At 38.0% G+C, this 25,423-nt stretch carries 20 protein-coding genes and 1 other annotated feature; of the genes, 12 read left to right on the top strand and 8 right to left on the bottom strand.

Annotated elements, in window-relative coordinates; translation table 11 throughout:
• The first annotated feature begins 219 nt into the window (after nt 1-219).
• The 7 genes from fbpA (at nt 220) to ACM26V_RS17470 (ending at nt 8,292) form a co-directional block, all read left to right on the top strand.
• Entirely contained in the window at nt 220-396 is a 177-nt protein-coding gene (fbpA, locus tag ACM26V_RS17500; RefSeq protein WP_416148027.1) for a Fur-regulated basic protein FbpA, read from the top strand.
• Between the two features lie 220 nt (nt 397-616).
• Nucleotides 617-1,123, top strand: coding sequence for a ferritin (locus ACM26V_RS17495; protein WP_416148026.1), 507 nt, complete (start codon nt 617-619; stop codon nt 1,121-1,123).
• Between the two features lie 254 nt (nt 1,124-1,377).
• Complete coding sequence (locus tag ACM26V_RS17490; protein ID WP_416148025.1) at nt 1,378-2,421, top strand: fatty acid desaturase; 1,044 nt, start codon at nt 1,378-1,380, stop codon at nt 2,419-2,421.
• 121 nt (nt 2,422-2,542) lie between these two features.
• Nucleotides 2,543-3,682 carry a histidine kinase gene (locus tag ACM26V_RS17485; RefSeq protein ID WP_416151906.1) on the top strand — a complete coding sequence of 380 codons (1,140 nt, stop codon included), beginning with the start codon at nt 2,543-2,545 and terminating at the stop codon, nt 3,680-3,682.
• A gap of 5 nt (nt 3,683-3,687) precedes the next feature.
• Nucleotides 3,688-4,287, top strand: a complete 600-nt coding sequence (locus tag ACM26V_RS17480) for a response regulator (RefSeq protein ID WP_416148023.1) — start codon at nt 3,688-3,690, stop codon at nt 4,285-4,287.
• 153 nt (nt 4,288-4,440) lie between these two features.
• Nucleotides 4,441-4,671 (top strand) — a binding site (T-box leader).
• A gap of 68 nt (nt 4,672-4,739) precedes the next feature.
• On the top strand, nt 4,740-6,422 hold the full coding sequence (argS, locus tag ACM26V_RS17475) for an arginine--tRNA ligase (RefSeq protein ID WP_416148022.1): 1,683 nt from the start codon (nt 4,740-4,742) through the stop codon (nt 6,420-6,422).
• A 160-nt stretch (nt 6,423-6,582) separates the two neighbouring features.
• The gene (locus ACM26V_RS17470) at nt 6,583-8,292 is read left to right on the top strand and encodes an ABC transporter ATP-binding protein (RefSeq protein WP_416148021.1); all 1,710 of its coding nucleotides are present in this window, start codon (nt 6,583-6,585) and stop codon (nt 8,290-8,292) included.
• A gap of 113 nt (nt 8,293-8,405) precedes the next feature.
• Here the strand turns inward: ACM26V_RS17470 and ACM26V_RS17465 are convergent, their stop codons facing one another.
• Complete coding sequence (locus ACM26V_RS17465) at nt 8,406-10,091, bottom strand: BCCT family transporter (RefSeq protein WP_416148020.1); 1,686 nt, start codon at nt 10,089-10,091, stop codon at nt 8,406-8,408.
• A gap of 553 nt (nt 10,092-10,644) precedes the next feature.
• Here ACM26V_RS17465 and ACM26V_RS17460 point away from each other — a divergent pair.
• Entirely contained in the window at nt 10,645-12,120 is a 1,476-nt protein-coding gene (locus tag ACM26V_RS17460) for a restriction endonuclease subunit S (RefSeq protein WP_416148019.1), read from the top strand.
• 165 nt (nt 12,121-12,285) lie between these two features.
• On the opposite strand, the gene ACM26V_RS17455 is transcribed toward ACM26V_RS17460, so the two are convergent.
• The 4 genes from ACM26V_RS17455 to ACM26V_RS17440 form a co-directional block, all read right to left on the bottom strand.
• Nucleotides 12,286-13,719, bottom strand: coding sequence for an NAD(P)-binding domain-containing protein (locus ACM26V_RS17455; RefSeq protein WP_416151905.1), 1,434 nt, complete (start codon nt 13,717-13,719; stop codon nt 12,286-12,288).
• A 539-nt stretch (nt 13,720-14,258) separates the two neighbouring features.
• Nucleotides 14,259-14,867, bottom strand: coding sequence for a thiazole tautomerase TenI (tenI, locus tag ACM26V_RS17450; protein ID WP_416148018.1), 609 nt, complete (start codon nt 14,865-14,867; stop codon nt 14,259-14,261).
• Nucleotides 14,868-15,033: 166 nt separating this feature from the next.
• On the bottom strand, nt 15,034-16,071 hold the full coding sequence (locus ACM26V_RS17445; RefSeq protein ID WP_416148017.1) for an STAS domain-containing protein: 1,038 nt from the start codon (nt 16,069-16,071) through the stop codon (nt 15,034-15,036).
• Between the two features lie 598 nt (nt 16,072-16,669).
• A complete protein-coding gene (locus tag ACM26V_RS17440; protein ID WP_416148016.1) occupies nt 16,670-17,227 on the bottom strand; it encodes a hypothetical protein in 558 nt (185 codons plus the stop codon).
• A gap of 218 nt (nt 17,228-17,445) precedes the next feature.
• Here ACM26V_RS17440 and ACM26V_RS17435 point away from each other — a divergent pair, with 218 nt between their 5' ends.
• A complete protein-coding gene (locus tag ACM26V_RS17435; RefSeq protein ID WP_416151904.1) occupies nt 17,446-18,231 on the top strand; it encodes an aldo/keto reductase in 786 nt (261 codons plus the stop codon).
• A gap of 166 nt (nt 18,232-18,397) precedes the next feature.
• Entirely contained in the window at nt 18,398-20,050 is a 1,653-nt protein-coding gene (gene ggt, locus ACM26V_RS17430) for a gamma-glutamyltransferase (protein ID WP_416148015.1), read from the top strand.
• 65 nt (nt 20,051-20,115) lie between these two features.
• Here ggt and ACM26V_RS17425 read toward each other — a convergent pair whose 3' ends face one another.
• On the bottom strand, nt 20,116-20,298 hold the full coding sequence (locus ACM26V_RS17425) for a hypothetical protein (RefSeq protein WP_416148014.1): 183 nt from the start codon (nt 20,296-20,298) through the stop codon (nt 20,116-20,118).
• Between the two features lie 170 nt (nt 20,299-20,468).
• On the opposite strand from ACM26V_RS17425, the gene ACM26V_RS17420 reads away from it, so the two are divergent.
• Entirely contained in the window at nt 20,469-21,536 is a 1,068-nt protein-coding gene (locus ACM26V_RS17420) for an ABC transporter substrate-binding protein (RefSeq protein ID WP_416148013.1), read from the top strand.
• Nucleotides 21,537-21,541: 5 nt separating this feature from the next.
• On the top strand, nt 21,542-23,563 hold the full coding sequence (locus ACM26V_RS17415) for an iron ABC transporter permease (protein WP_416148012.1): 2,022 nt from the start codon (nt 21,542-21,544) through the stop codon (nt 23,561-23,563).
• A gap of 62 nt (nt 23,564-23,625) precedes the next feature.
• On the opposite strand, the gene ACM26V_RS17410 is transcribed toward ACM26V_RS17415, so the two are convergent.
• Both ACM26V_RS17410 and ACM26V_RS17405 read right to left on the bottom strand, forming a co-directional pair.
• Nucleotides 23,626-24,408: a (2Fe-2S)-binding protein gene (locus tag ACM26V_RS17410; RefSeq protein ID WP_416148011.1), complete on the bottom strand. Its 783-nt coding sequence runs from the start codon at nt 24,406-24,408 to the stop codon at nt 23,626-23,628.
• A gap of 3 nt (nt 24,409-24,411) precedes the next feature.
• Nucleotides 24,412-25,248: an ABC transporter ATP-binding protein gene (locus ACM26V_RS17405; RefSeq protein WP_416148010.1), complete on the bottom strand. Its 837-nt coding sequence runs from the start codon at nt 25,246-25,248 to the stop codon at nt 24,412-24,414.
• Between the last annotated feature and the right edge of the window lie 175 nt (nt 25,249-25,423).

Raw genomic sequence — 25,423 nt, 5'->3', positions numbered from 1 at the left:
TTGACAAGATGATGAACTTCTAAAATGTCTTTGTATGAGACGTAGCGAACTGGAATGACAAAGAAGCACTATAAACATACAATTATCGATAGTTTGACAATTTAACTTGAAATTATTACATGTAATATATATAATGATAATGATTATCATTATCATTTGATTGATGTTTAGGAGAATAATTGCTTCGTTTTCTTAATCACATAGTTGGGGTGAGGTTGAATGAAAGAGCTCAAGGGTATAGATTTCAATTGTCAACGCGATTGCATTATAGAGACACTTTTGGATAAAGGCGTTTATAAATGTAGGGATTGTCAATTGTATGAATGTTCAACTTCAACGTTAAAAAAGTTATTAGAAGAAAAAAAGAAGACTCCAAAAGATGAAGGGGGACTATGATTTTTTGAAGGTAAGCGTTAAACAATAAAAAGAATTTCAGAAAAATCCTCACTAATAAATTTTCGAATCTTCCACATTGCCATGGTTGAATACTTTGTATTTAAATGGCAAGAGAGGAATCAGTTAGTGTATGATTAGGCATAGGTATACGTATAATGTTATGCTTAGTTTAAAGTAAGATCGTTAAGAAACTATAAAATCTAAAGGGTTGGTGATTAATATGGTCACGAAAGAGTTAGCTAAAGGATTAAATGATCAAATGAATTATGAATTTTATTCTGCACATGCGTATCTCGCTACAGCAGCTTATTGTTCCGGTGAGGGGCTCGATGGTTTTGCAGATTTCTTTCTAACACAAGCGGAAGAAGAACGATCTCATGCGATGAAATTTTACAATTTTATTAATGATTTAGGTGAGAGAGCGATAATAACTAGTATGCCAACACCTAATAATGACTTTTCATCTGTTTTAGATTCCTTTGAAAAATCACTAGAACATGAAAAAGAAGTGACAAAGCGAATTTATAAGCTTGCTGACATGGCTTTAGACCAACGTGAGCATGCAACGATGACATTCTTAAACTGGTTTATTGAAGAACAAGTCGAGGAAGAAGCAACATTTGATAACTTGATCCAAAAGCTTCAGCGAATTGAAAATGATAGCAACGCCTTTTATATGTTGGAAGCTGAGCTTGGTAAGCGAAGATTTGATGCGAGTGAAAACTAGGAACGTAATGTTATAAATTTTAAAAGCAATGGAGTGTGCGACTTGCTCACTCCATTGCTTTTTTTGGCCTGAAATAATGGGAGGAAACAGTAATGATATTATCACAATACTTATATGACATTTGTCATACTCATTTTTTGACGTTTATGACTTACTAGGTTGTCTGAGATTTATTACAATTCATATTATAGAATGATGAAATCATGAATTGTAAAATAAAAATAGTGACACATGAACTTAGGAGGCTCGTTTTTATGAGTAAATCAAGTATTGCGCAGTTAAAAAAAGAGGTCGCTCCATATGCAAAAACAGATCAAAGTGCTAGTATAAAACAAGTATTAAATACAATTGTTCCATTAATAATGTTATGGTATATCGCGTATTTAACTCTTTCCATATCTTATTGGATTACCTTACCAATTTTGATTGTCACAGGTGGATTTTTGGTGCGGACGTTTATTATCTTTCATGATTGCTGCCACCAATCATTTTTCAAAAGTCGAAAAGCGAATGATATATTAGGGACAATCACTGGTGTTTTAACTCTTGTTCCTTATGAACAGTGGAAAAATAGTCATAATACTCACCATGCAACGAGTAGTAACTTAGATAAACGAGGAACTGGTGACATGTGGCTATTGACTGTTGATGAATACAAAGAAGCATCCAAATGGACAAAGTTAAAGTATCGAATTTATCGTCACCCAGTCATGATGTTGGGTATAGGTCCAATTGCCGTATTTATGATTCAATATCGTCTAAATACAAAAGGAGCAAAACGTAAAGAAAGAATCAACACATATGTGACAAATCTTTCTATCGTTGGTTTATATACTATATTGGGCTTAATCATTGGTTGGCAAACACTTTTTATTATGCAGTTTCCAGTGTTTCTTGTATCTGGGATGCTAGGGATTTGGTTATTTTATGTGCAACATCAATTTGAAGACTCTTATTTCGAGCACGATGATGAGTGGAGTTTTGTTCAGGCAGCGGTAGAAGGAAGTTCCTATTATAAATTGCCTAAAGTGTTGCAATGGATATCTGGAAACATTGGTTTTCACCATGTGCATCACTTAAGCCCGAGAGTTCCGAACTATCACTTGGAAAAGGCACACGAAGCAGCACCACCTTTGCAAAAAGCGACAACAATTACGCTTGCTACAAGTTTCAAGTCGCTCAGCTACCGGCTATGGGACGAACAGTCAAAAAGATTTGTTTCGTTTAAACAGGCAAAGAAAATCCTGCACTCGTCTGTTGATAATTTAAAGGAACAAGAAAGTATCAGAACTAATTAATCAGTGAAATTAAGCGCGACCGATAAAAGGGTTACGTCAATCTTTTAGGGGTAACACTCCTGTCTGATTGACGTTTCATTTTGTGCTAAACTATCAACAAAGAAGTTTGAAGAAACGAGGGATGATAAGGATGGTAGAAAAATGGAATTGGAAAGTTCGCAAAAACACCGGGCTCAGTCCCTATGTTTGGGTAGTTTTTTACATCCTCCCTTTTTATTTTATTGTTCAAGACTCATCTACACCTGAAATCAGCCTTGGGGTTGCGATGGTTCTTGGTTACTTTCTTTGTTACGTGTTGTCGTTTGCCTCTCATGGATGGCTTGTCTACTTAGGTGCAAGTTTGCAAATAGCAATATCAACCGTGATGAGTTTACTGTTTGGTTACATATATTTCTTTTTGTTTCTAGCCTTTTTCATCGGTACATTAAGAAAGTGGTCTGCCTTCTTGACTTTATACATTATTCTACTAGTTGCCACATTCGCTACAAGTACATATGGTTTCTTCTTTCACACCAGTGTATTTATCACGCAACTACCTTTTGTTTTTCTGAGTATGATTGCGGTGATTCTTCTACCCGTGAGCACATATAATAAGAATAAAGAAGAGAAACTTCAAGGGCAATTAAAGGATGCGAACAAAAGAATTTCCGAATTAGTTAAGCTAGAAGAACGACAACGAATCTCACGAGATTTACATGACACTCTCGGTCAGAAACTTTCATTAATTGGATTGAAAAGTGATTTGGCAGCAAAACTGATTAATAAACAGCCAGATAAAGCTAGAGATGAAATAAAAGATGTGCAAATAACAGCAAGAACTGCCTTGAAAGAAGTGCGTGAACTGGTGACGGAGATGCGTGGAACGAAACTAGAAGATGAAATTCAACGAGTCGAACAAATATTACAAGCGGCTAATATTGAGTTTAAATTTGAAGGATCATTGCAATTGCCAAATACGTCGTTGATCGCAGAAAATGTTGTCAGTATGTGTGTGAAAGAAGCAGTTACCAACATAGTTAAACATAGTGGAGCTTCATCTTGTTCGATTATAGTTGAACCAGGGGATACGGGCCTTGCTGTAAAAGTTTATGATAACGGTATTGGGATAGGCGCGACGAAAGACCGTAAAAAAAAGAGCGGGATAAAAGGAATGAAAGAAAGACTCGAATTTGTAAATGGAAATCTTGATATACATGCCGAAAATGGCACCACACTTGTAATTAATGTTCCTGGGGATCATCAAAATAAAGACAGGAGGTAGGAAAGATGATTCGAATTGTCATTGCTGAAGATCAGAAAATGCTATTGGGGGCTCTTTCTTCACTCCTTGATTTAGAGGAAGATATGACTGTCGTAGGCAGTGCAGCCAATGGTGAAGATGTGGTAACTTTGGTTCGTGAGCAAAAGCCGGATGTTTGTATTATGGATATTGAAATGCCGAAAAAAAGTGGACTAGATGCAGCAGAAGAGTTGAAAGGCGAAAGCGACTGTAAATTCATGATCTTAACGACGTTTGCTAGGTCAGGTTACTTTCAAAGGGCCGTAAAAGCTGGAGTGAATGCATATATGTTAAAGGATAGTCCAAGTGAAGAACTTGCAAGTGCGATTCGAAGCGTGATGAATGGTCGACGAATTTATGCACCAGAACTTGTGGATGAGTTTTATAGTCCGCAGAATCCTTTGACTGATCGGGAAAGTGAAGTGTTAAAGTTAATGTCAGAAGGTAAAAGTACAAAAGAAATAGCTAATCAACTTTACCTCACGAACGGTACTGTCCGAAATTATATTTCCTCTATTCTTGAAAAACTTGAAGTGAGCAATCGTATCGAAGCAATCACTGTGTTCAAAGAAAAAGGCTGGTCTTAGTATGCTGAACATAGAAATCCTAGCACCTGCGTAGCATAAATGTAGGTGCTAATTTTATTTACTAGCTAGTAAGTCAGTAAAAAACTTTAGCATCTCTTCTTGATTATCAATAAAATCGTGATATGATTAAAAATAATATTTTAATATTATAAATAAACATCGATGACAAAGAGAGTAGTGATCTGGGGTGGCTTAGCGAATTGGGGATGGTGGGAGCCCGATACCAAGCAGATCATGAACCGCACTTTGGAGATGCTTTCTTGAACAAGTACGAAGTAGGGAGAGCCGGGATGAACCTCGTTAGCAATGCCAAGTGGTTTCTATCGGTGGATAGAAGCAATTAGAGTGGTACCGCGGGATTATATTTATACTCTCGCCTCTTTCAATATGAAAGGGGCGGGAGTTTTTTGATGTTTGCCCCTAATGTGGAAATTACAATAGGAGGTAAAGTGATGAAGGTAAAAGATGATGTAGCGCAGTTGATTGATAAGAAATTAGAGGGAAAACTGGAGCGTAGAAAAATCAATATGATGATTGAAGAGCCAAAACATGACCATATGGGAGACTTAGCATTTCCATGCTTTGAATTGGCAAAATTGTTTAGAAAGTCACCAGTAATAATTGCAAGTGAGCTCGCAAATAAGTTATCAGCAGCTTATATTGAGAAAGTCGAGCCGGTTGGTGCATATGTAAATATATTTTTGAAAAGAAAGGAAGCTACAGCCCAAGTTATCTCAGAGGTCATAGAGTTTAAGGATCGTTTTGGTGATGTTGAACTAGGTCAGGGTGATACTATTACGCTTGATTTTTCATCACCAAATATCGCTAAGCCTTTTTCAATGGGACATTTAAGGTCCACGGTCATTGGTTATTCACTTTCATTAATCGCCGAAAAATGCGGCTATAAAACAGTAAAGATCAATCATATAGGTGATTGGGGTACTCAGTTTGGAAAACTAATTACTGCTTATCGGTTATGGGGAAACGAGACCGAGGTAAAGCAAGAGCCGATTAAAGAGTTGTTGAAACTGTATATTATGTTTCACGAAAAGGCAGAAGATGATCCAGACTTGAATGATCAAGGACGTGAGTGGTTCAAGAAATTAGAAGAGGGTAATGAAGAAGCACATGCTTTATGGGAATGGTTTCGAGAAGAATCACTTAAAGAGTTCTCGGAAATATATCGAAAACTAGGAATTACGTTTGATTCGGAACATGGGGAAGCCTTTTATAACGATAAGATGGAGCAAGTGGTAGACCTTTTGCAAAATCAAGGAATCCTCAATGAGTCGGAAGGGGCACATGTCGTCCCACTAGAAGGTCTGCCACCTTGTTTGATTAAGAAGCAGGACGGATCAACACTCTATGCAACTCGTGACTTAGCGGCAGCAATATATCGTCAAAAAACGTATGGTTTTACCAAATCACTTTACGTCGTTGGAAATGAGCAAAGTCTGCATTTCCAACAGTTATTCGCTGTTCTATCAGAAATGGGCTACAGTTGGACGGAAGGAATGGCTCATGTTTCGTTTGGAATGATCTTGAAAGAAGGCAAGAAAATGTCTACTCGTAAAGGGAAAATTGTCTTGTTAGATGAAGTTCTGAAAGAGGCTGTATCTCTCGCTATGAAAAATATTAATGAAAAAAATCCCAGTCTTGAAGAAAAAGAGGAAGTCGCACGTCAAGTAGGTATAGGAGCAATTATCTTTCATGACTTAAAACATCATCGTCTTAACGATATTGAGTTTTCCCTTGAGGATATGCTTAGGTTTGAAGGAGAGACCGGGCCGTACGTTCAATACACGCATGCTAGAGCATCGACGCTTCTACTCAAAGGTCAGTTTGTAATAACAAATTCGAGTGGCATGATCGAAGATGACCAAGCATGGCCTATTGTGAAACAGCTTATGGCATTCTCAGATGTAATTAAACGTTCTTTTGAAACGTACGATCCGTCACAAATTGCCAAGTACGTCGTCGAACTTTCAAGGGTGTTTAATCAGTTTTATGGATCGGTTAGAGTGTTGGACGATTCAGAATATATACAAGCTCGATTGTCTCTCGTTTATTCGGTTAAAATCGTCTTGAAGGAAGGTTTAAGGTTACTAGGATTAAAAGCTCCTGAGAAAATGTGACGTATCTTCTAATTTGGCAAAATGATTAAATACTATTGTAAAATGTAATAAACAACGATACAATTGATAATGAATATCATTATCAATTGTATCGTTATGAATATCTCTATTGACTGAATATATTAATATATTCAGTCGTTCGTTTAAAGGAGGAAATAGATTGATAGCTCGTTTTTTTTCATATTATAAGCCTTATAAAGGTCTGTTCATTCTTGATTTTTCGTGTGCTGTATTCGTCGGACTTTTGGAACTGTCGTTTCCATTGGTTGTCAATCAAGTGATTGATAGGTTACAACATGGTGAAAGTTGGACCGTCATTTTTTGGATGTGTGTTGGTTTACTTTTCATTTACATGTTAAATACGTTTATGCATTACATTGTCACCTATTGGGGTCATATGTTAGGGATTAACATTGAAACCGACATGAGAAGGAAGTTGTTTGAACATTTGCAGAAGCTATCCTTCGGTTATTTTGATAATAGCAAAACGGGACATTCCATTTCTAGGTTGACAAAAGATCTTGAAGAAATAGGTGAAGTCGCTCACCACGGTCCTGAAGATGTGTTCGTTGCGATCATGACACTAGTAGGTTCCTTTGCAATTATGATGACGATAAATTGGCGACTTGCCGTGATGATTTTTATTCTCGTTCCACTTATTGTCGTGTTTGCAATTTATTTCAACAAAAAAATGACTCATACGTTTAGGCGAATGTTCAAAGATGTGGCAGATATTAATGCTAGAGTAGAGGATAGTATCGGCGGTATTCGTGTCGTTAAAGCCTTTGCTAATGAAAAATTTGAGCAAAAGCAATTTGCCCAAAATAATGACCGCTATCGACTTACCAAGTTAGCTTCTTATAAAATCATGGCTCAGAATGTGACAGCCAATTATATGCTTATGAGACTTATCACATTGCTGACACTTTTGTTTGGAACATGGTTCGTCATATCTGGAGACTTAACGTTTGGAGAGTTTGTGGCATTTATTTTAATTTCAAATATTTTAATTGGCCCAATCCAGAAGATTAATGCAGTCATTGAAAGCTATCCGAAAGGGATTGCTGGTTTCAAAAGATATACAGAAGTACTTGATATTGAACCGGATATTCAAGATGCAAAAGATGCTTTAGATATAAATGTAATCGGAAATATATCATACCAAGATGTCACGTTTGGTTATCAAGGTCTTGAAAAAGTACTCAATCATATTAATTTGAACATTCATGCAGGAGAAACAGTTGCATTTGTAGGACCTTCGGGAGCAGGAAAAACAACCTTGTGCAGTTTGCTGCCGAGATTTTATGAAGTCGATGATGGAACAGTCATGGTCGATGGAGTTGATATCCGCAAGGTTAAAATGGAATCGTTGCGCAGCCAAATCGGGATTGTTCAACAGGAAGTATTTTTGTTTTCGGGGAGTATTAAAGAAAATATTTCATACGGAAATTTGAGTGCCACGGACGAAGAGATTATGGAAGCTGCTACTAAAGCAAGGCTAGCTGATTTCATTTATAATCAACCTGATGGATTAGAAACACTTATTGGTGAACGTGGTGTTAAATTATCTGGTGGTCAAAAACAACGCTTGTCGATTGCACGTATGTTCTTGAAAAATCCACCCATATTAATCTTGGATGAAGCAACTTCTGCTCTAGACACAGAAACAGAAATCGCTATTCAAAAATCGTTGACAGAGCTGTCTAAAGGCCGCACTACGCTTGTTATTGCGCATAGACTAGCAACGATTAAAAATGCAGACCGGATTGTAGTTGTCACACCAGAAGGCATTGCTGAACAAGGAAACCATGACGAATTAATCCAATCTGAGGGTGTGTACAGTCGTCTACATTACGCACAGTTTGGCTAGATGAAGAAATTAATTGTACAGTAGTTTGCATTTTAGTTCCCTAGTGTTTCTAAACCGGCTATTTTAGTAGTCACAAATAAAACCCTCACCAAAGTGCTGGTGAGGGTTTATTGTTATTTTTCTTCTTTCTCTTCATGTTTCACTTCTTCGTCTCCATTTTCACCTTCAATTACCCATTCATCTTCATTTTCATTTATAACGTCATCTTGAATCCTGTGCTCAGTCCGTAGGTCTTCTAACGCGGCATAGATGCGCTGACGCTCCATCGGTAACGAACCATCAGACAGTTCTGTAAACAACGCTTTGATCAGACAATATATCATAAACAACATAATAATCATAAACGGAAAACCACCAACAACAGCTGCAGTCTGTAATGCGGCTAACCCACCAGACAATAGTAATACGGCTGCAAAGGCACCTTCCAATACCCCCCATGTTACACGCAATTGAATCGGGGGATTCATGTTTCCTTTTGATGTTAGCATTCCGATTACGTAAGTCCCAGAATCGGAAGAAGTTATGAAAAAGACGGTTAAGGAAAGCATCGCAATAACGATAAGCAGGTTTGCAAACGGAAACCCTTCAAGCATTGCGAAAAATCCAAGTGCCTCGTCTTGTAAAACGACGTCAAGAATACTTGAGTCAGGAATAAAGTGCTCTCTAAACAGCGCAGTTCCACCGAAGACACTGAACCACACCATACTAACGACCGTTGGTACGAGTAAAACACCAATTGAAAAACTACGAATTGTTCGCCCTCTAGAGACACGAGCAATAAATGAGCCTACGAAAGGGGCCCATGAAATCCACCAAGCCCAATAGAAGATTGTCCAAGCATCATACCAACCGTTTGTCCCTTCTCCTGCTGCATCAATACCAAACGACATTGATAATAGATTTTGTAAGTAAGAGCCGGTTGAATGCGTAAAAGCATTCAAGATAAAAAGCGTAGGCCCCAAAATTAACACAAACAGTAAAAGTAATCCTGCAACACCAAGGTTGATTTGGCTCAACCACTTAATTCCTTTATCAATTCCCGTTGTCGTTGAAATTATTGCTAAAGTTGTGACGATAACAATGATGACGAGCCAAAGGGCCGTGTTATTTGGAATTCCGAGTAGAGTTTCTATTCCTCCACCAATTTGCATGACACCAAGTCCAAGTGACGTAGAAATACCAAAGAGCGTTGCAACAACACCAATAATATTTACGGTATTTCCCCATCCACCGTTCAAGTTATCTCTACCGAGAATTGGTTCTAATGTTGAACTTAACAGCATCGGCAATCCTTTTCTGTAAGTGAAATAAGCTAATGATCCAGCTACTACAGCATAAATAGCCCAAGGGTGCAGTCCCCAGTGAAAGAATGAATATTGCAAAGCCATATGGATGGCTTGTTCTGTTCCGCCTTCGCCCATAGCTGGCCAATCGTAGTGATTAATTGGTTCTGATACACCCCAGAATAATAGACCAATACCCATACCTGCACTGAATAGCATTGCAAACCAGGCAGGAGTCGAATACTCCGGTTCCTCACCATCACCACCTAACCTAATTTCACCGAGAGGACTAATTATCAGGAAGAGTGTAATGATTAAGAAAACACTGCCTCCAAGGATAAACGTCCAACCTAAATTTGTTACGATCCAAGCAAAAGTATTGTCCATATATACATCGAAGTCCGGTAAAAGACTTCCAACTAATACAAATGTAACGGCAAAAATAAGCGAAATCATAAAGACAGGTGTTTTTAACGAGTCACGAAATGAGGTCAATCCTTTTGGTTTTGCTGACATATATATCCTCCTTAACGATAATTTAGCTCAATTGATCCAGCCATAGAAAAAATAATGTGAAAATGAAAATTGAAGAAAAACTGCGTAAAATCAACTTTTTTGCAGGAAAAGATACTGTTTAGAACACTATCATAATGCAAGTCATTAAACAAGTTAAGTATAGTTCTAAATACCTTAAACCTAGTCGAAAAGAAGTATATTATTACATATATCAACAAAAAAACACAATAAAGTCTATTATTATAGTTATTAATACCTAGTAAAACAACTTCAGATCTAATAGGTTTAACACAGTTAGAGTTAAGTAGTTCTGGTCCAACATTCGACCCTCGAATTTACATTGCTCCGCCTTTCGGTCATTGGTTATACTAGTCATATAGGAGAGCCCATACCATAGAAGGGACAAAAGTAATATATGGTTAACCAAGAGGTTTTTCATAAAAAATATGGAATATGCGTAACTTATCATTTGACGATGGAGCTACATAATTAGTATTTCACACAATTAACTTTTTTATAAAAGTAAGGCTAGAAACGTTTGGGGTGGTTAGTAATGAATAACAAACAAAGAGAGCAAATACCAGAAAAAAAAGTATTTGAAGAAGCAATCGTACCAGAATATGAGCAGCCATATGAGATACCTAGCAATTGGGCTTGGACAAAGGTAGGGAGGCTATCAACGATTATTAGGGGTGTCTCTTATAAAAAACATCAAGTTACGAATTATTTATCAGATGAAGATGCCTTTATTATAAGAGGTGGTAATGTCCAAGATGGTCACCTTGTCAATAAAGCAGATAACGTGTATGTATCTAGAGAACTCGTGAAAGAAGAACAGTTTGTAAAACAAGGGGATGTCGTCATTGTTTCTTCGACGGGGAGTTCGAAGGTGATTGGAAAACCAGCGCTGATTACTAAAACGGAACCAGCGATTAGCTTTGGTGCTTTTTTAACGATGTTAAGACCTAATCAAGCAGTAGATCCGAACTACTTTGGTTTGTTTTTTCTGTCTCATTTATATAAAGAGAGAATTGTTTCGTTAGCAAAAGGGAGTAACATAAATAATATTAAAAAAGACCATCTAGAAGGATTAAATATTCCTTTGCCAAACATCTCTGAACAAACAAGAATCGCACAAAAAGTTGAACGTTTGTTTCGGAAAATTGAAGAAGCAAATCGATTAATTGATCAGGTTGAAAAAACGTTCGATTTTCGGCGCGCGGCATTATTGGATAAAGCTTTTCAAGGCAAGTTGACAAGGGAATGGAGACAAGAATACCTAGCAGTAGGAACTACCGATGATTGGATTGAGGAGATAAATCTTCTAGGAAAGGGTGAACAAACAAAAAAGAAAAAAGAAGCAGTCTTCGCTGATCTTTCGGATGTCCCTTTTGATATACCCGTAGGATGGAAATGGATCAAATTTCAAGATTTAGTGAAAGAAATGAAATTAGGCTTAGTGAAAAGCAGTAAAGAACAAAGTTCACAGGCTCAACACTTATATCTTAAAATGAATAACATAACCAACAGAGGCGAGCTTGATTTAATAAAAACGACACGAGTTGATCTTGAGGAAGATAAACTCGACGGATTTAAGTTAGAGGAAGGAGACTTTCTTTTTAATACAAGGAACAGCAGTGAGCTTGTAGGGAAAAGTGCAATTTATGATATCAAAAGTGAAGAACCTGTGCTGTTTAATAATAATATTTTAAGAATAAGGTTCCATCATGGCATAAATTCGAGACTAATTAATTACTATTTTAATTCTTTTACCGGTAAAGCAATGCTTAACACGCTAAAAAGTTCGACAACGAATGTCGCAGCAATTTATGCGAAAAACCTCAATAAAATGATAATCCCTATTCCGCCTCAAGAGGAACAGGGGAAAATTGTAGGAATTATCGACCGTATTGTCGAGCATGAAAAACAAGTAAGTATGTGCACGTATCAACAACAGAATTTAGATGCATTAAAACAGAGCATTTTAAATAAAGCTTTCCGTGGTGAACTTGGAACGACGAGCGAGTGATCACATGATAATTATTGTAATATCAGCAAAGGACGAACATGTTTTCAGCATATTTCAGGAAATTTGTGCATACGACGCTCATATTTTAGCATACTCCCACCAAGTTTGTGCATACGAGACTACATAACTCCCTGTCTTTTTATTGGTATAAAACGTAAAATCTTGTTAAGACTTAAGTGCTTTCTTTCCTATCCATTCACCGGTGAATTCCGTCTCACTATAAGTAAAGAAGTTCCCTAATATCTCATCTCGGTCATCGAGAAATAGTTGATCTGATACAGCTGACACCAATTTCGGGATGCCAAACCTCATACCTGAAAGAGCAGATGCGGAAATACCACAACTAATCAAAGCAGAATAATTGAAAGCAAAAAGACCATATACACTTTTTTTGTCCTTTTCAGCGCGACTTAAAAAAGCAAATCCGGGGCTAAGGTACGGGTGTGCATCGAGCACTGGACTAGCTAACTCTCTCGGAGCTTTATAGAAATCCCCCCAGCGAGCGATATGACGTTCAATCAACTTTAACTCAGGTCGTAAAGCGGGATCCGTTATTAGACCCGTGCTTATAACAAGAAAATCAAAGTTAAAGGTACCTTGAGGAGTTGTTACTCTTGCACCGCCTTCATCATTGGTGTCGACATCGAGCCATGGAGAACCTAAGTGAAGGTCAAAGCCAGGCCATGACGTTGCACGTTCAAATGTATCGTTGGTAGGTGGCTGGTTATGCTTAAAAAAATGGGCAATAGTTGCGTATTTATCCGCATCTTTCAGAGCATGAAAACGTTCGATCATACCTGAACTCTCCATTTGACGAATAGGGTTTATCCGAGGGAGTTCGTTACGGCGGACAAAGACATGAGCTTGTTCGACGCCTGCTGACAAGGCAAAATTTGCATTATCAAACGCGGAGGCTCCACCACCCAAAATGGCGATTTTTTCCCCCTTAAGTTTTTCAAAATCAATGGTTTCAGAAGTATGTGAATAGAGATGACTAGGTAAATTCTCAGTGATCATAGAAGGTACATGCCATTCGCCACCACCTTGGATGCCAGTTGCAAGGATCACTTTGCGTGCCAATAGTACTGGTGATGGTGCAGCAGGTCCCTCAATGTGCAGTCGGTGAATCCCTTCTTCAACAGGATCTATTAACTGGAGCTTCACTTCATTCATGACAGGAAGGTTAAGAACTTCGCGATACCATCGCAAATAATTCATCCAGTCACCCCGTGGAATTTTATCTACTGCTTCCCATCCTTTTGGTCCGAATTGTGATTCCCACCATGAACGGAAGGTTAGAGAAGGAATTCCTAGATCAATAGAAGTAAGCTGCTTAGGTGTTCGCAGAGTGACCATACGCGCATACGTTTCCCAGGGTCCCTCTAGACCTTCCGGATTTTCATCGATGACGAGAATATTGGATACTCGCTCACGCAAAAGACCGAATGCCGTTCCTAAACCACTTTGGCCACCACCAACAATCACTACGTCATAGACGTGACCATCAGGATGATCGATTGAGCGACACCAATCATCTCCCCCGAAAGAAAGATAGGAAAGATCGGTTTTCACTTGTTCGTTTAAATCCTCTAAGCTCATCATGAACCCTCCCTTTCCAATTCGCATTAATAAGATATTTTTTCAAGTATTCTGTGATAAAAAGTAACGTTGTCTAAGATTATATTATCACTCGCAATAAAACTATGTCATGTTCAACGTAACCGAAAATGGAACAGTAGATTAGTTATATTGACTGATGCATCTAATTATTTCGCTTTAGAAGTGAAAAGGGAAAACATACACATGAGCAAATATTAAGGAGAACTAGGATGAGCAACAAAAGCTTACAGTTATAAAGCGTAAGTATGTCAGTGTTAGGAGATTTTACAAGGATTATGTTCTACGGTTTTGCATTTGATCGAACAAAGCTTTTTATTAATAAATTGTTGGAATTTCAAACGTATCGAATTCTGCTGTGATGATTCTCCACAGAAGATACATTGCGTTGTTTGGCCGGGATGCCAGCGCCCGTGCCTAGAAAAGGTAGTTTTAACGGTTTCCCTCCTTAATTTGTTTTCAACAATTCCACCTGGGGATAAATTAACAGATCCTAGGAACATAGCTTCTCCAAATAAAATTTATAATTCCTGTTGCTGATATGCTTTGACGGATTCTACAGGATTAGATGAACTAAAAACCCCGGACATCACTGCGAATCCACTTGCTCCTGTCGCTAAAATTTCTTTAACATGATAAGGTTGAATTCCTCCGATTACAATTACTGGAACAGTTACCTGCTCTATAATCTTAGCTAGTTCGAGTAATCCTCTTGGCTGCTTCCCTGGCTTGCATGTGCTAGTGTAAATATGCCCGAAAAGAAGGTAGTCAGCGCCTTCATTCTCTGCCTCTTTCGCTTCTTTGAGGGAATGTATCGACTTTCCGATTCGGATCTCAGGATATGTTTTTTTCACTACTGGCACGTCAAGACTGTGATAGGCAAGTTGAACACCTGCTGCGTTCGTGGCTTTAGCAACATCTACTCGGTCGTTTACGATGATTTTGGAGGAGGGGACGCCACAATCTAGAAGAAGGTTAATAATTTTGTATAACTCTGCTGCTGTTTTCCTTTTTTCTCGTAAATGAATGTAATCTACATAGGGAGCTAATAAGGATACCTTATTTACTATCTCCTCTACAGAGTGAAGACCATCCGTTATTATGTGAAATTCCACTCGTTTATTTTCCATCACCATCAACTCCCTTTATTATGCTAGCATTTGTCAATTTTTCATTACTCTTTGATATCCAATGCTACTGAACGTAAAAGTTACCATTGTCAACGCATAAAAAATGTCGGTGCTTTATAAAAAGAGCACCGAATTCCTTATTCTAATGAAAACTGACCAAGACAACCTACAAAAGCTGCTTACCTTCTTGCGAGAGGGCATACATAATCGCGTGCTTCAAGGTGGAGTAACTACTGATATTTGATTCACTCGAATTGAAATCAGCTTTCGTCATCTCAATGCTCAGTTTTGGGGAAATCCCTACCAAAATACTCTTTGACCCTAAAAGCGCGGTAGCTTGCGTCATTTTCAGAATTAACGAAATCATATACTCATCGACGTCTTCGCTGATTCCAGTCATATCTAAGATGACATACTTCGCTTTATATTCAGGCAGTTTATCCAACGTTTTTTGAAGTAATTCATCGGCTCGTATCTCATCGTACGTTCCCATTAACGGGATGACGACAATACCATCAAGAACAGGAATGATCGGAGAAGAAATTTCACTTACTAAATCCCTTAATTCTTTCGTGCGCTCGTCAACCATTTTTTCCAGTTTATAGATTTCATGTTGTTCCTGGTGTCGTGTCAGTTCATGAATGTTTTGCTTTGGTGTCATTTTAGAAGGAGAGAATCGATATTCACTATATTCAGCTCCTTCAAGTTGACTTTTTACCATAGTATACCAAATATTTTGCTCGGATAAATTTGTAAGAAGACCTGCAAAGTGCCCTGCTAGAAACGAGGATTCTTCTTTTCTACCCTGTTTTTTATTTACGCGGTATTCCCAAGAATCTTTAATTTGCAAAACGGCAGTATTGTTTTCAGCCGAATATTCTTTTAACGTAATATGTCCCCAGCCGGCAGCACGATAAACGCGTAACAGCGTTTCAAACATACCGTTTATCTCATCCGTTTTGAAAAAATCACTGACAATCTCACCCATCCGATATCCCGCTGTTTCAAGCACCAAGTCTGCCACCTGACAGCCTGAAATTTCTTGAATCGTATCAAGAAAGCTTTTCATGGCCGTCTCAACCCACATAACCATTGCAAATTGCCCTGAGAACCGCATGTTGCCACTCTCTTGTTCCCACTCAATATCAATTCCGTAAACTTCTTTTTTTAGATTTTCTAATTCTTCTTTATTAGAAAAGTCCATCCAATCCCACCCCTTGTAAAAAAAGTTTTAAAAGAACTAGATAATAGTTTTATAAAATAAAAAATGGCTATATTAATCTTCTCTAGGAACTAATCAGTCTTTTCTGCGACAAGAAACTGTATTTTCAATTATCAATATCATTAGCTCAGAATAATTAAAAGTATGGGTTAAAAAAAGGGGGACGAGACTCTACCTTCCGTACAACGAAGTACTTACATTACGAGGTCCCGACTAAATCGAGCACCGTAGTGAGTTTCGTGGAACTTTCTAACCAGCTATTTTGATTCTGAACAAGAGGATACTCATTTAAATTAATTAAGTAAATTATACCGTTATTTCAAAAGAAAATCAGCAAAATCATAGTTACCGATCAATCAATAACATATGTCATTGAATTAATTTCATCCTTCTAATCCCTTGTCGGCGAAGATATTTAAGAGATAAAAAGGTGTCCCCCCCAATTTTTCATTGGTCATAATGAATTCTGCATTTTTGAACAAATCTCAAATTATTTACAAATACAAAAAGCACCGTTAAAAAATTCGGTGCAGTTAGTGGGTTTTCATTTGCGATTCCTGTTAATATTTAGTCGCCATCTTTATAATATATTCTGATCGATTTTATTTATAGTGATTAATACAGAATGGCCAAAATTTTCAATAGACTTATAAACGATCATTGCGGTAACTAGACTACCAATTGCAGGTAAAAAGTTCCCAAATAGACCAAGCTTTGTTCTTATTCTAACACTACCTAATATGACCTTTCTTGAAGTCTCCACTTTTTTCTTTGTTTCATCAAGATGATTTACCATTTCACTCTCTAACTTCAATCTAAGATCGCTTTCATTTATTTGATATAAGAAAGCTAAATCACGTATCACTTGCTCATTAGCTTTTCGAATGTACCTGCTATCAGTCACCATAGACATCGTTTCATTTACAACCTGGCTAGGGATGAGCGCAGTTCCAGTTGTCACTGCAGTAAAAATCCATGAGCTTAAATCAAATGCAGATGACGTAAGAAAAGATTTCAACATACTTTTCTTTGCAATATTTTTAACAACTGATTTCTGTTCTTGAAACGTTGGATTGGCATTAGTTCCACGGAAAAGATTAACCTTCATCCGTTTTTCGTCGTCATGTGTGACTCTCATTGAAACACCCCCATGTCTAAGTTTATCATGAAAATAGCCTCTTAATATATTTTCGCAGAACAACACCTATCAGATATCGTCATTATCTATAAAACGGTAAGCGTTTTCCTTTATTTAATTCTAATTATAGTCCAAAATAAGAAATATAACGGTAAAGGAGAGTGAACAAATTGACGAATAACTTACAAAGTTATACGACATTACATAATGGTGTAAAGATGCCATGGTTTGGTTTAGGTGTATTTGAGGTTGAAGAAGGGGAAGAAATTGTTGCCACTGTGCAAAATGCTCTTGAAGTCGGTTATCGTAGCATTGATACAGCGGCCGGTTACAATAACGAAGAAGGTGTTGGACGAGCAATAGCAGAATCAGCTGTTCCTCGCGAAGATATCTTCGTAACATCAAAGCTTGCTAATCCTGATCAAGGGTATGAAGCAGCACTCGAAGCTTTTGAAGTAACAATGAAAAAATTAGGATTAAATTATCTCGATTTGTACTTAATACATTGGCCACTTCCTGCTAAAGGCAAATATAAAGAGACGTGGAAGGCGTTTGAAAAGCTATATAAAGACGGTCGTATTAAAGCGATTGGAGTTAGTAATTTTAAAGAAGCACATTTAGAAGATTTAATGGCTGACTGTGAGATTAAACCGATGGTAAATCAGGTAGAATATCACCCACGATTAACGCAAAAAGAATTAAAAGTCTATTGTGAAAAACATCATATTCAATTGGAAGCTTGGTCACCACTTATGCAAGGAAGGCTTCTGAAAGAGCCTGCGTTAGTAAAAATTGCAGAAAAATATCAGAAGACGACTGCTCAAGTGATCTTGCGATGGGACTTGCAAAACGAAGTGATTACAATACCAAAGTCTGTCAAACCTGAACGTATCGCTGGAAACGCAGATATCTTTAACTTTGAACTAAGTGAAGAAGATATGATAGAAATTAACAACTTAAATGAGAACAAACGAATTGGACCAGATCCAGATGAATTTAATTAATAATGAAAGTTGCCAGGCACTTAAAGTGTCTGGCATTTTTGATTACATAAAGTGACTCATATTTATGGCGAAGCAGAACAGGACATCTATTTACTATTGTCAGAATATAGTGTAAATTTATACTCAATGATTATTTTTGTACTGATTATAAGGAGTTGTTACATAAATGGGAAACAAACAGGAAACCGGACGTCCAACAGTTATGGCTCCAAAAGCTATGGTAACATCCCCTCATTATCTAGCATCTCAAGCAGGTGTAGATATCTTAAGAAGCGGGGGAAACGCTGTAGATGCTGCGATTGCTATTGCATCGACTTTAGCTGTTGTTTATCCTCATATGAATAGTATAGGCGGAGACAATTTTTGGTTGATTCATAATAGCAAAACGAAAGAAACACATGGACTTAATGCTAGTGGTAGAGCTGTCAATAAAGCAACGATCAAATATTATAAAGAACAGGGATATATGAAAATTCCCGCAAGAGGTTACCTATCAGCAAATACAGTTCCTGGAGCTGTTCATGGATGGGGAGAGGCCCATCGTTATGCCGCAAGCGCTATGTCTAAAACGTTAAACTGGAACGAACTTTTTTCAGATGCGATCAACTATGCAGAAAATGGATTTGCCGTAACACCAAGTCAAAACCAATGGACCGAAACTAATAATGATAAAAGTGATCAAGAGTTCAGGGATCTAGGAAGATTTGAAGAGTTTTCGAAAATTTTTTTAAAACAAGGGAACTTGCCATATAATTCGGAGGAATTATTCAAACAACCAGATTTAGCTGTATCGATGAAAGAGATTGCTAAAAAGGGAGCAGAGACTTTTTATCAAGGAAATATTGCCGGAAAAATTGTCGAGGACGCTAAACAGAAAGGTGGTATGATAACTGCTACTGACCTACAAAACCATACCTCTACATGGGTTAAGCCAATCACTACATTATATAGAGATTACACGGCGTATAATTTGCCTCCGAATACGCAAGGATTTGCGTCACTATCAATTTTAAATGTCCTGAATCATCTAGATTTACAAGAAGTAGAAGAGGGATCATTTACATACTATCACTATATTATTGAGGCAACAAAAGCTGCATTTAAAGACCGGGATACATGGCTTTCCGATCCTGCATTCGTAGATATTCCACTAGACGATCTGCTGTCACCTAAATATGGGAAGCAAATTGCGGGAAAGATCCAAAAAAACGAAGATATTGTCATGAACAATCGACTTGATCCTAAAGGTGATACCGTTTCATTTAGTGTTGTTGATAATGAGGGGAATGCGGTATCAGTTATTCAAAGTATTTACCATGATTTTGGTTCAGGTATCATTCCTTCAGGAACCGGAATTCTCTTGCAAAATAGAGGTAGTTTTTTCTCTTTGGATGAAAATCACGTGAACTCCTTACAGCCTGGGAAACGAACATTCCATACACTAAATCCAGCGATGTTATTTAAAGGGGATAATCCATATCTTGTTTATGGCACGATGGGTGGAGAAGGACAACCGCAAACTCAAGCAGCTCTTATTACGAGGGTAATTGATTATGGATTTAGTGTTCAAGAGGCTATTGAAGCACCGAGGTGGTTGTATGGAAGAACGTGGGGTGCTGCAAGTAATAGTTTGAAAGTAGAAAGTAGGATACCGCAACATGTTATAACAAAATTACAAAAAATATACCCGGAATTAGAGAAGCTAGGAAATTGGGAAGATACGATGGGACATGCTGGAATGATTTTAATAGATGATAAAACGAACATGAAACATGGAGGAGCAGACCCAAGAGGGGACGGAGCTGCTATCGGATATTAAAGATATTCAGGAACTATGGAAAGCCAATAAATGAAAGAAGCATGCTCACATTTTTAAAATGGCATCTATTGTACTTCAACACTTCCAGTTACTTCACTATTATTAGATAATTCTGCAGAAGCTTCAAATTCATCGCTTGCAAAATAGATATTACCATCAACAGTTAACGTATAGGAATTGGTAATATTGCGGTCTTCGCCTTGATCATATAAAGCTAATTTTCGAGCGATCTTAACTCTATAAGGCATTTAATGGTGATCAGGGAACGTTAACTGATCTATCGTTAGGTGTCTTTATTAATTTAAAGAATAATATCCTTCCTTTTTCATAAAATAGGTTGACTATCTCATCCTAATTGATTACCATTATCATTGGGAATGATAATTGTTCTCAATAAAACTTCGGAGGTAACCTAGACATGAAACGTTTGTATTTATTATTAATTACTTGTTCACTTTTATTTTTGACCGCTTGCGGTGGTGTAAGTGAAAACGCAAATAACGAAGAAAATAATGAAATTGAAAATAATGAAATAGAGAGCAACGAAGAAGAAGCGGATACATCAGAAGAAAATGCCACAGAAAACGAAGTGCCAGAAAATTCAGAAGCTACTTATCCACTAACGATCGAACATGAGGTTGGCGAAACGACATTAGAAGAGAAACCGGAAAAAATTGTTGTCTTAGAATGGGTTTATGGGGAAAATTTATTAGCATTAGGTTTAGAGCCAATTGGTATGGCTGATATTGAAGGATACAATGCTTGGGTAAATGTGGAACCAGAACTTTCGGAAGAGGTCGTTGATATTGGTACTCGACAGGAACCAAGCCTTGAAGAAATTGCTAGACTTGATCCAGATTTAATCATAACAGCATCGTTCCGACATGAAGGGATTCAAGATCAGTTGGAGAATATAGCACCTACGTTGATGTTCAACCCATATCCTGAAGAGGGAGAAGATCAATACGAAGAGATGGTATCAACCTTTGAAACGATGGCAACAGCGTTAGGTGAAGAAGAAAAGGCGGAAGAAGTTCTCGCTAATTTAAATTCTGCTTACGATGAAGTTGCTGCAGGATTAGAACAAAATGGTAATGATGGTCTTGATTTTGTCCTCACTCAAGCTTTTAGTGCAAATGAGACCGCAGCCCTTCGATTGTTTACTGATAATGCAATGGCTGTTCAGATTGTGGAAAATATTGGATTATCCAATGCTTTTGATGCAAGTGATTTCGAGTTGTATGGTTATACTGAAACTTCAGTGGAAAGTTTACAACCATATCAAGATGCACATTTTATCTATATCGTCCAGGACGATGATAATGTATTTGAAAATCAATTAGCTGGAAATCCAGTGTGGGAAGGGTTATCATTTGTTGAAGAAGAAAGAACCTATGGTTTACCAGGAGATACATGGGTATTTGGTGGACCACTAGCTGCAGAAGTTTTCGCAAAGGAGATACTTCATCTATTTAGTGAGGAGTAATATCATTGCATACATTGTTAAAAGCTGTTCTCATCTTTGGAGGGGGAACAGCTCTCTTACTTTTATTTTCACTTTTACATATTCAACAAGGTTCCGTTGACATTACGGTCCAGATTATTATCGAAGCTATTTTTAAAGACGGCAATGATTTGGAACATGAAATTATCCGGACGCTTCGGTTGCCGAGAATTGTCGTTGGTGTTATGGCTGGGGCTGCACTTGCTTCAGCGGGTGTCTTATTTCAAACATTAACGAAAAACCCATTAGCATCGCCAGCAACATTAGGGGTAAATGCAGGAGCTTATTTCTTTGTGATTCTGGGTGCAGTATTTCTTCCAACTGGTATCTCAGTAAATGGATTTTTTCTTGCATTTGCAGGTGGGTTGATTGCGGCAATTCTTGTATTTGCTATATCTGGCGGAAGTCGTGCAACTCCAATACGGATGGCACTTGCAGGCATGGTCTTAACGTTGACGTTCTCTGCATTCACTTCAGCAATTCAAATATTTTTTGAATATGAGACTGCTGGGTTATTTTTATGGGGCAACGGTACGCTTGTTCAAAACGACTGGAGCGGTGCACGCTTCATGGTTCCAGGAATTCTCGCTATCTTAACTTTCTTACTGTTTTTCTCGAAAAAATTTGATGTTCTTTTTATTGGTGAAGAACACGCGAAGGGTTTGGGAGAAAATGTCGGCTTAATTCAATTTATTATGTTCATAGGAGCTGTTACATTAACGGCTATAAGTGTTAGTGTTGTAGGTCCGATAGGATTTATTGGGCTTATTGCACCACACCTTATTAGACTTATGGGGTTACAAATACATGGTTGGTTATTAAGTGCTTCGATGTTATGGGGAGCAGTGATATTGGTCGGAGCAGATGTCGTTGGAAGATGGATTGATCCATCTTTAACGGAACTTCCGGTAGGTTCAGTGACTGCTCTAATAGGTGCGCCTTGGCTAATCTGGCTAATCTGGAAGCACCGTGGAACATTCTTCCGTATGTCGAGTAAAGAAGGGTTGAGTGGTAACTCTTCTAAAAATAATATACCATACAGTGTCATTATTGTTGGTGTAAGTATTTTTACAGTGTTAGCTATTATCTTTGGAGTTAATGTCGGAAGCCAAGGGATTGAAATTCAAAATACGTGGCTTGCTTTAACTGATCCAGAAGAAACGTCTCTGCGGTCTCTCATCATCGATTTAAGACTTAGTAGAGTTCTTGTTGCACTCGTTGCCGGCATGCTTCTCGCTATTAGTGGTTTATTATTTCAAGGGGTTCTTCGCAATCCGTTAGCAGATCCTTCCGTCATTGGAGTGACTTCAGGTGCTGGCGTAGGTGCAATGACGATTTTATATGTACTACCAGCTTTATCGGTTGCTTGGATTCCCGTTGGCGCGATTATTGGCGCTTTTATTGCAGTTGCAATCGTGATGGTATTATCATTTAAAACAAATTTTCAGCCTGCTGTCATGGCATTAATGGGGATTGGAATTTCTGCAGTAGGGTCCGCTATTATTCAAATTTTGATCGTACGGTTTAACCTTAATGCTGCAGTTGCCTTAACTTGGTTATCGGGTAGTACCTATGCGCGTGGATTTCACGAACTTCAATGGTTTTTAATAGGACCACTTATCATCGTTGTACCAATAGCATTTTATTTGATTAGGCAGATTGATTTTCTAGCGTTGGGCGATGAAACGGCTATTGGCGTAGGGTTAAACGTTACTTTCACACGTTGGTCTATGATCTTTCTTGCGACAGTCATTGCCGCATGTGCTGCGGCGGCAGCGGGAACGATCGGTTTCGTTGGACTTGTTGCCCCTCATATGGCAAGAATGCTTGTAGGGCATAGTAATAGGAGAATATTCCCAGTAAGTTTGCTTTTAGGTGGAGGGTTCCTTGTTTTTGCTGATGCCTTAGGTCGCTTAGTACTCGCACCTAAGGAAATACCGTCCGGAATTGTTGTGGCGCTAATCGGTGCTCCGTTCTTTCTATGGTTAATGAAGCAAAAAAAGGTGTAGATGAAGAGCAGAGAGGCTGGTCCAAAAATGATACTTTGGGACCGGCCTCTCTTTAACAAAACCTATTGCTTTTTTATTAATACGTCATACTTCTCCTGTCGCTTTGCAGGCGTAAGTCTTGGGCAACTATAACAATAGTTGCCACTCAGTTTAAAGTACAAGCAACAAGCAGCTTTCGTTTGCATCGGTACAGCTGCATTCTTAGGGTTTGCGATTTCTAAGCTTCTGTAAGGAAAGGGATTCTTCTCTTCCAGAAACACATGTGCAGGAGCTGTTTCTTTCATGTACTCCCAACTCGATGTGATAGTTTCAGCCATAACCTCACTTTCAAACTTCGAGACTTCCTTTAAAAAATACGGAATACTTTGAACGAGTTGGCCCCACAACATCGACGACTTTATTTCACAAACATTAGCAACTGTATGAATCATCGGACTCAAGTAATTCTGATAGAAATCATGCAACTGCACATTTTTGTCGCCGTTGTCTTCGGGGTGAAATGCTACCATTTTGACAACATAGTGTATCGAGGGTTCTCTGCTTGCTTCGTTTTTTAAATATAATATATCAATATCCCAATCTTGTTCGAGCGTTATTCCTCGTGAGATACACCAATGAACAAATGCAACATATCTACCGAGACGACTTGCCCAAAAGGTACCAACCACATCAAAAGAAGGAGCATCTACTGCAATCGCGTACCAATTGCAATAGGATTCTACACCATTTCGTGTGCGGAATGAAGAGGTGTGAAGGCTATATTGAGAATGTTGGTTCATTTCACCCGATCGAATTCCGAATATTTTACGTTGTTCCTCACTGACAATTTCATTAATATGTGGCATACGTTACACTCCCAACAAATCTCCCGCTGCATTTTTTAGTGGGGGTGCCTCTTCTTCTTGTAAGAGATTGTAGGTAATACAAACTGGTTTATCGGTGCGGGGATCTCTGCCAATATACGCATCAATATGAAAAATTTCTTTTAGCACTGGTGGGCAAATAATATGATACGGGTCCCCATTAAAAAGAAGCTGTCCGTCTTTAAGTGCGATTAAATGATCAGAAAAGCGGGCAGCATGATTAATATCATGAATGACCATAACAATCGTTCGACCTTCTTCACGGTTTAATCGTTCGAGTAATTCTAGTACTTCCATCTGGTGCGCCATATCTAAGTAAGTTGTTGGTTCATCTAAAAATAGTAATTCTGTTTCCTGAGCAAGTGCCATAGCAATCCAAGCACGCTGGCGTTGACCGCCGGATAAAGCATCGACTGGACGATCACGAAATTCAATTAAATTAGTATTTTTAAGAGCTTCGTTTACCGCTTCTCTATCCTTCTTCGTAAAGCGTTGTAACCCATTTTGATGTGGATATCGACCATAGGACACAAGTTGTTCGACTGTGAGCCCTCCTGGTAATTCCGGTGCCTGTGAAAGGATTGCGAGTTTTTTAGCAACGTCTTTAGTTTTCATTTTATGAATATCTTCACCTTGTAAGTATGCAATGCCATTATGTGGCTTTTTAATTCGGGAAATAGCTTTAAGAAGCGTTGATTTTCCACATCCATTTGGTCCGATAATGGATGTTATTTTTCCTTCAGGAATCTCAACATTCATTTCTTTGACAATTACGTTTTTGTCGTAAGCAACAGACAACTCATGTGCAGATATATAGGACATAGAGAAAAATCCCCTTCCAATCTTGTTTAAGTAATAATGATAATCGTTATCAGTTAAATTATAACGGTCTCATCTATGAAATGCAACGACAATTTCATATAAATGTGTGTGAAAGGAGAAGTATTTTATTGAAAGAAGCCCGTAGCTTTTTGGAAATTTAATAAAAAATTAAAGA

Source organism: Salipaludibacillus sp. HK11 (assembly GCF_047795645.1).
GTDB lineage: Bacteria > Bacillota > Bacilli > Bacillales > Salisediminibacteriaceae > Salipaludibacillus.
The sequence above is the reverse complement of the archived record's forward strand: the minus strand, read 5'-3'. Positions and strand labels throughout refer to the sequence as shown.

What these genes read in the sequence shown, in the direction of transcription:
- fbpA (WP_416148027.1), top strand. Translation starts at nt 220, where the DNA reads ATGAAAGAGCTCAAGGGTATAGATTTCAATTGTCAACGCGATTGCATT.
- ACM26V_RS17495 (WP_416148026.1), top strand. Translation starts at nt 617, where the DNA reads ATGGTCACGAAAGAGTTAGCTAAAGGATTAAATGATCAAATGAATTAT.
- ACM26V_RS17490 (WP_416148025.1), top strand. Translation starts at nt 1,378, where the DNA reads ATGAGTAAATCAAGTATTGCGCAGTTAAAAAAAGAGGTCGCTCCATAT.
- ACM26V_RS17485 (WP_416151906.1), top strand. Translation starts at nt 2,543, where the DNA reads ATGATAAGGATGGTAGAAAAATGGAATTGGAAAGTTCGCAAAAACACC.
- ACM26V_RS17480 (WP_416148023.1), top strand. Translation starts at nt 3,688, where the DNA reads ATGATTCGAATTGTCATTGCTGAAGATCAGAAAATGCTATTGGGGGCT.
- argS (WP_416148022.1), top strand. Translation starts at nt 4,740, where the DNA reads ATGAAGGTAAAAGATGATGTAGCGCAGTTGATTGATAAGAAATTAGAG.
- ACM26V_RS17465 (WP_416148020.1), bottom strand. Translation starts at nt 10,091, where the DNA reads ATGTCAGCAAAACCAAAAGGATTGACCTCATTTCGTGACTCGTTAAAA.
- ACM26V_RS17460 (WP_416148019.1), top strand. Translation starts at nt 10,645, where the DNA reads ATGAATAACAAACAAAGAGAGCAAATACCAGAAAAAAAAGTATTTGAA.
- ACM26V_RS17455 (WP_416151905.1), bottom strand. Translation starts at nt 13,719, where the DNA reads ATGAGCTTAGAGGATTTAAACGAACAAGTGAAAACCGATCTTTCCTAT.
- tenI (WP_416148018.1), bottom strand. Translation starts at nt 14,867, where the DNA reads ATGGAAAATAAACGAGTGGAATTTCACATAATAACGGATGGTCTTCAC.
- ACM26V_RS17445 (WP_416148017.1), bottom strand. Translation starts at nt 16,071, where the DNA reads ATGGACTTTTCTAATAAAGAAGAATTAGAAAATCTAAAAAAAGAAGTT.
- ACM26V_RS17440 (WP_416148016.1), bottom strand. Translation starts at nt 17,227, where the DNA reads ATGAGAGTCACACATGACGACGAAAAACGGATGAAGGTTAATCTTTTC.
- ACM26V_RS17435 (WP_416151904.1), top strand. Translation starts at nt 17,446, where the DNA reads ATGCCATGGTTTGGTTTAGGTGTATTTGAGGTTGAAGAAGGGGAAGAA.
- ggt (WP_416148015.1), top strand. Translation starts at nt 18,398, where the DNA reads ATGGGAAACAAACAGGAAACCGGACGTCCAACAGTTATGGCTCCAAAA.
- ACM26V_RS17425 (WP_416148014.1), bottom strand. Translation starts at nt 20,298, where the DNA reads ATGCCTTATAGAGTTAAGATCGCTCGAAAATTAGCTTTATATGATCAA.
- ACM26V_RS17420 (WP_416148013.1), top strand. Translation starts at nt 20,469, where the DNA reads ATGAAACGTTTGTATTTATTATTAATTACTTGTTCACTTTTATTTTTG.
- ACM26V_RS17410 (WP_416148011.1), bottom strand. Translation starts at nt 24,408, where the DNA reads ATGCCACATATTAATGAAATTGTCAGTGAGGAACAACGTAAAATATTC.
- ACM26V_RS17405 (WP_416148010.1), bottom strand. Translation starts at nt 25,248, where the DNA reads ATGTCCTATATATCTGCACATGAGTTGTCTGTTGCTTACGACAAAAAC.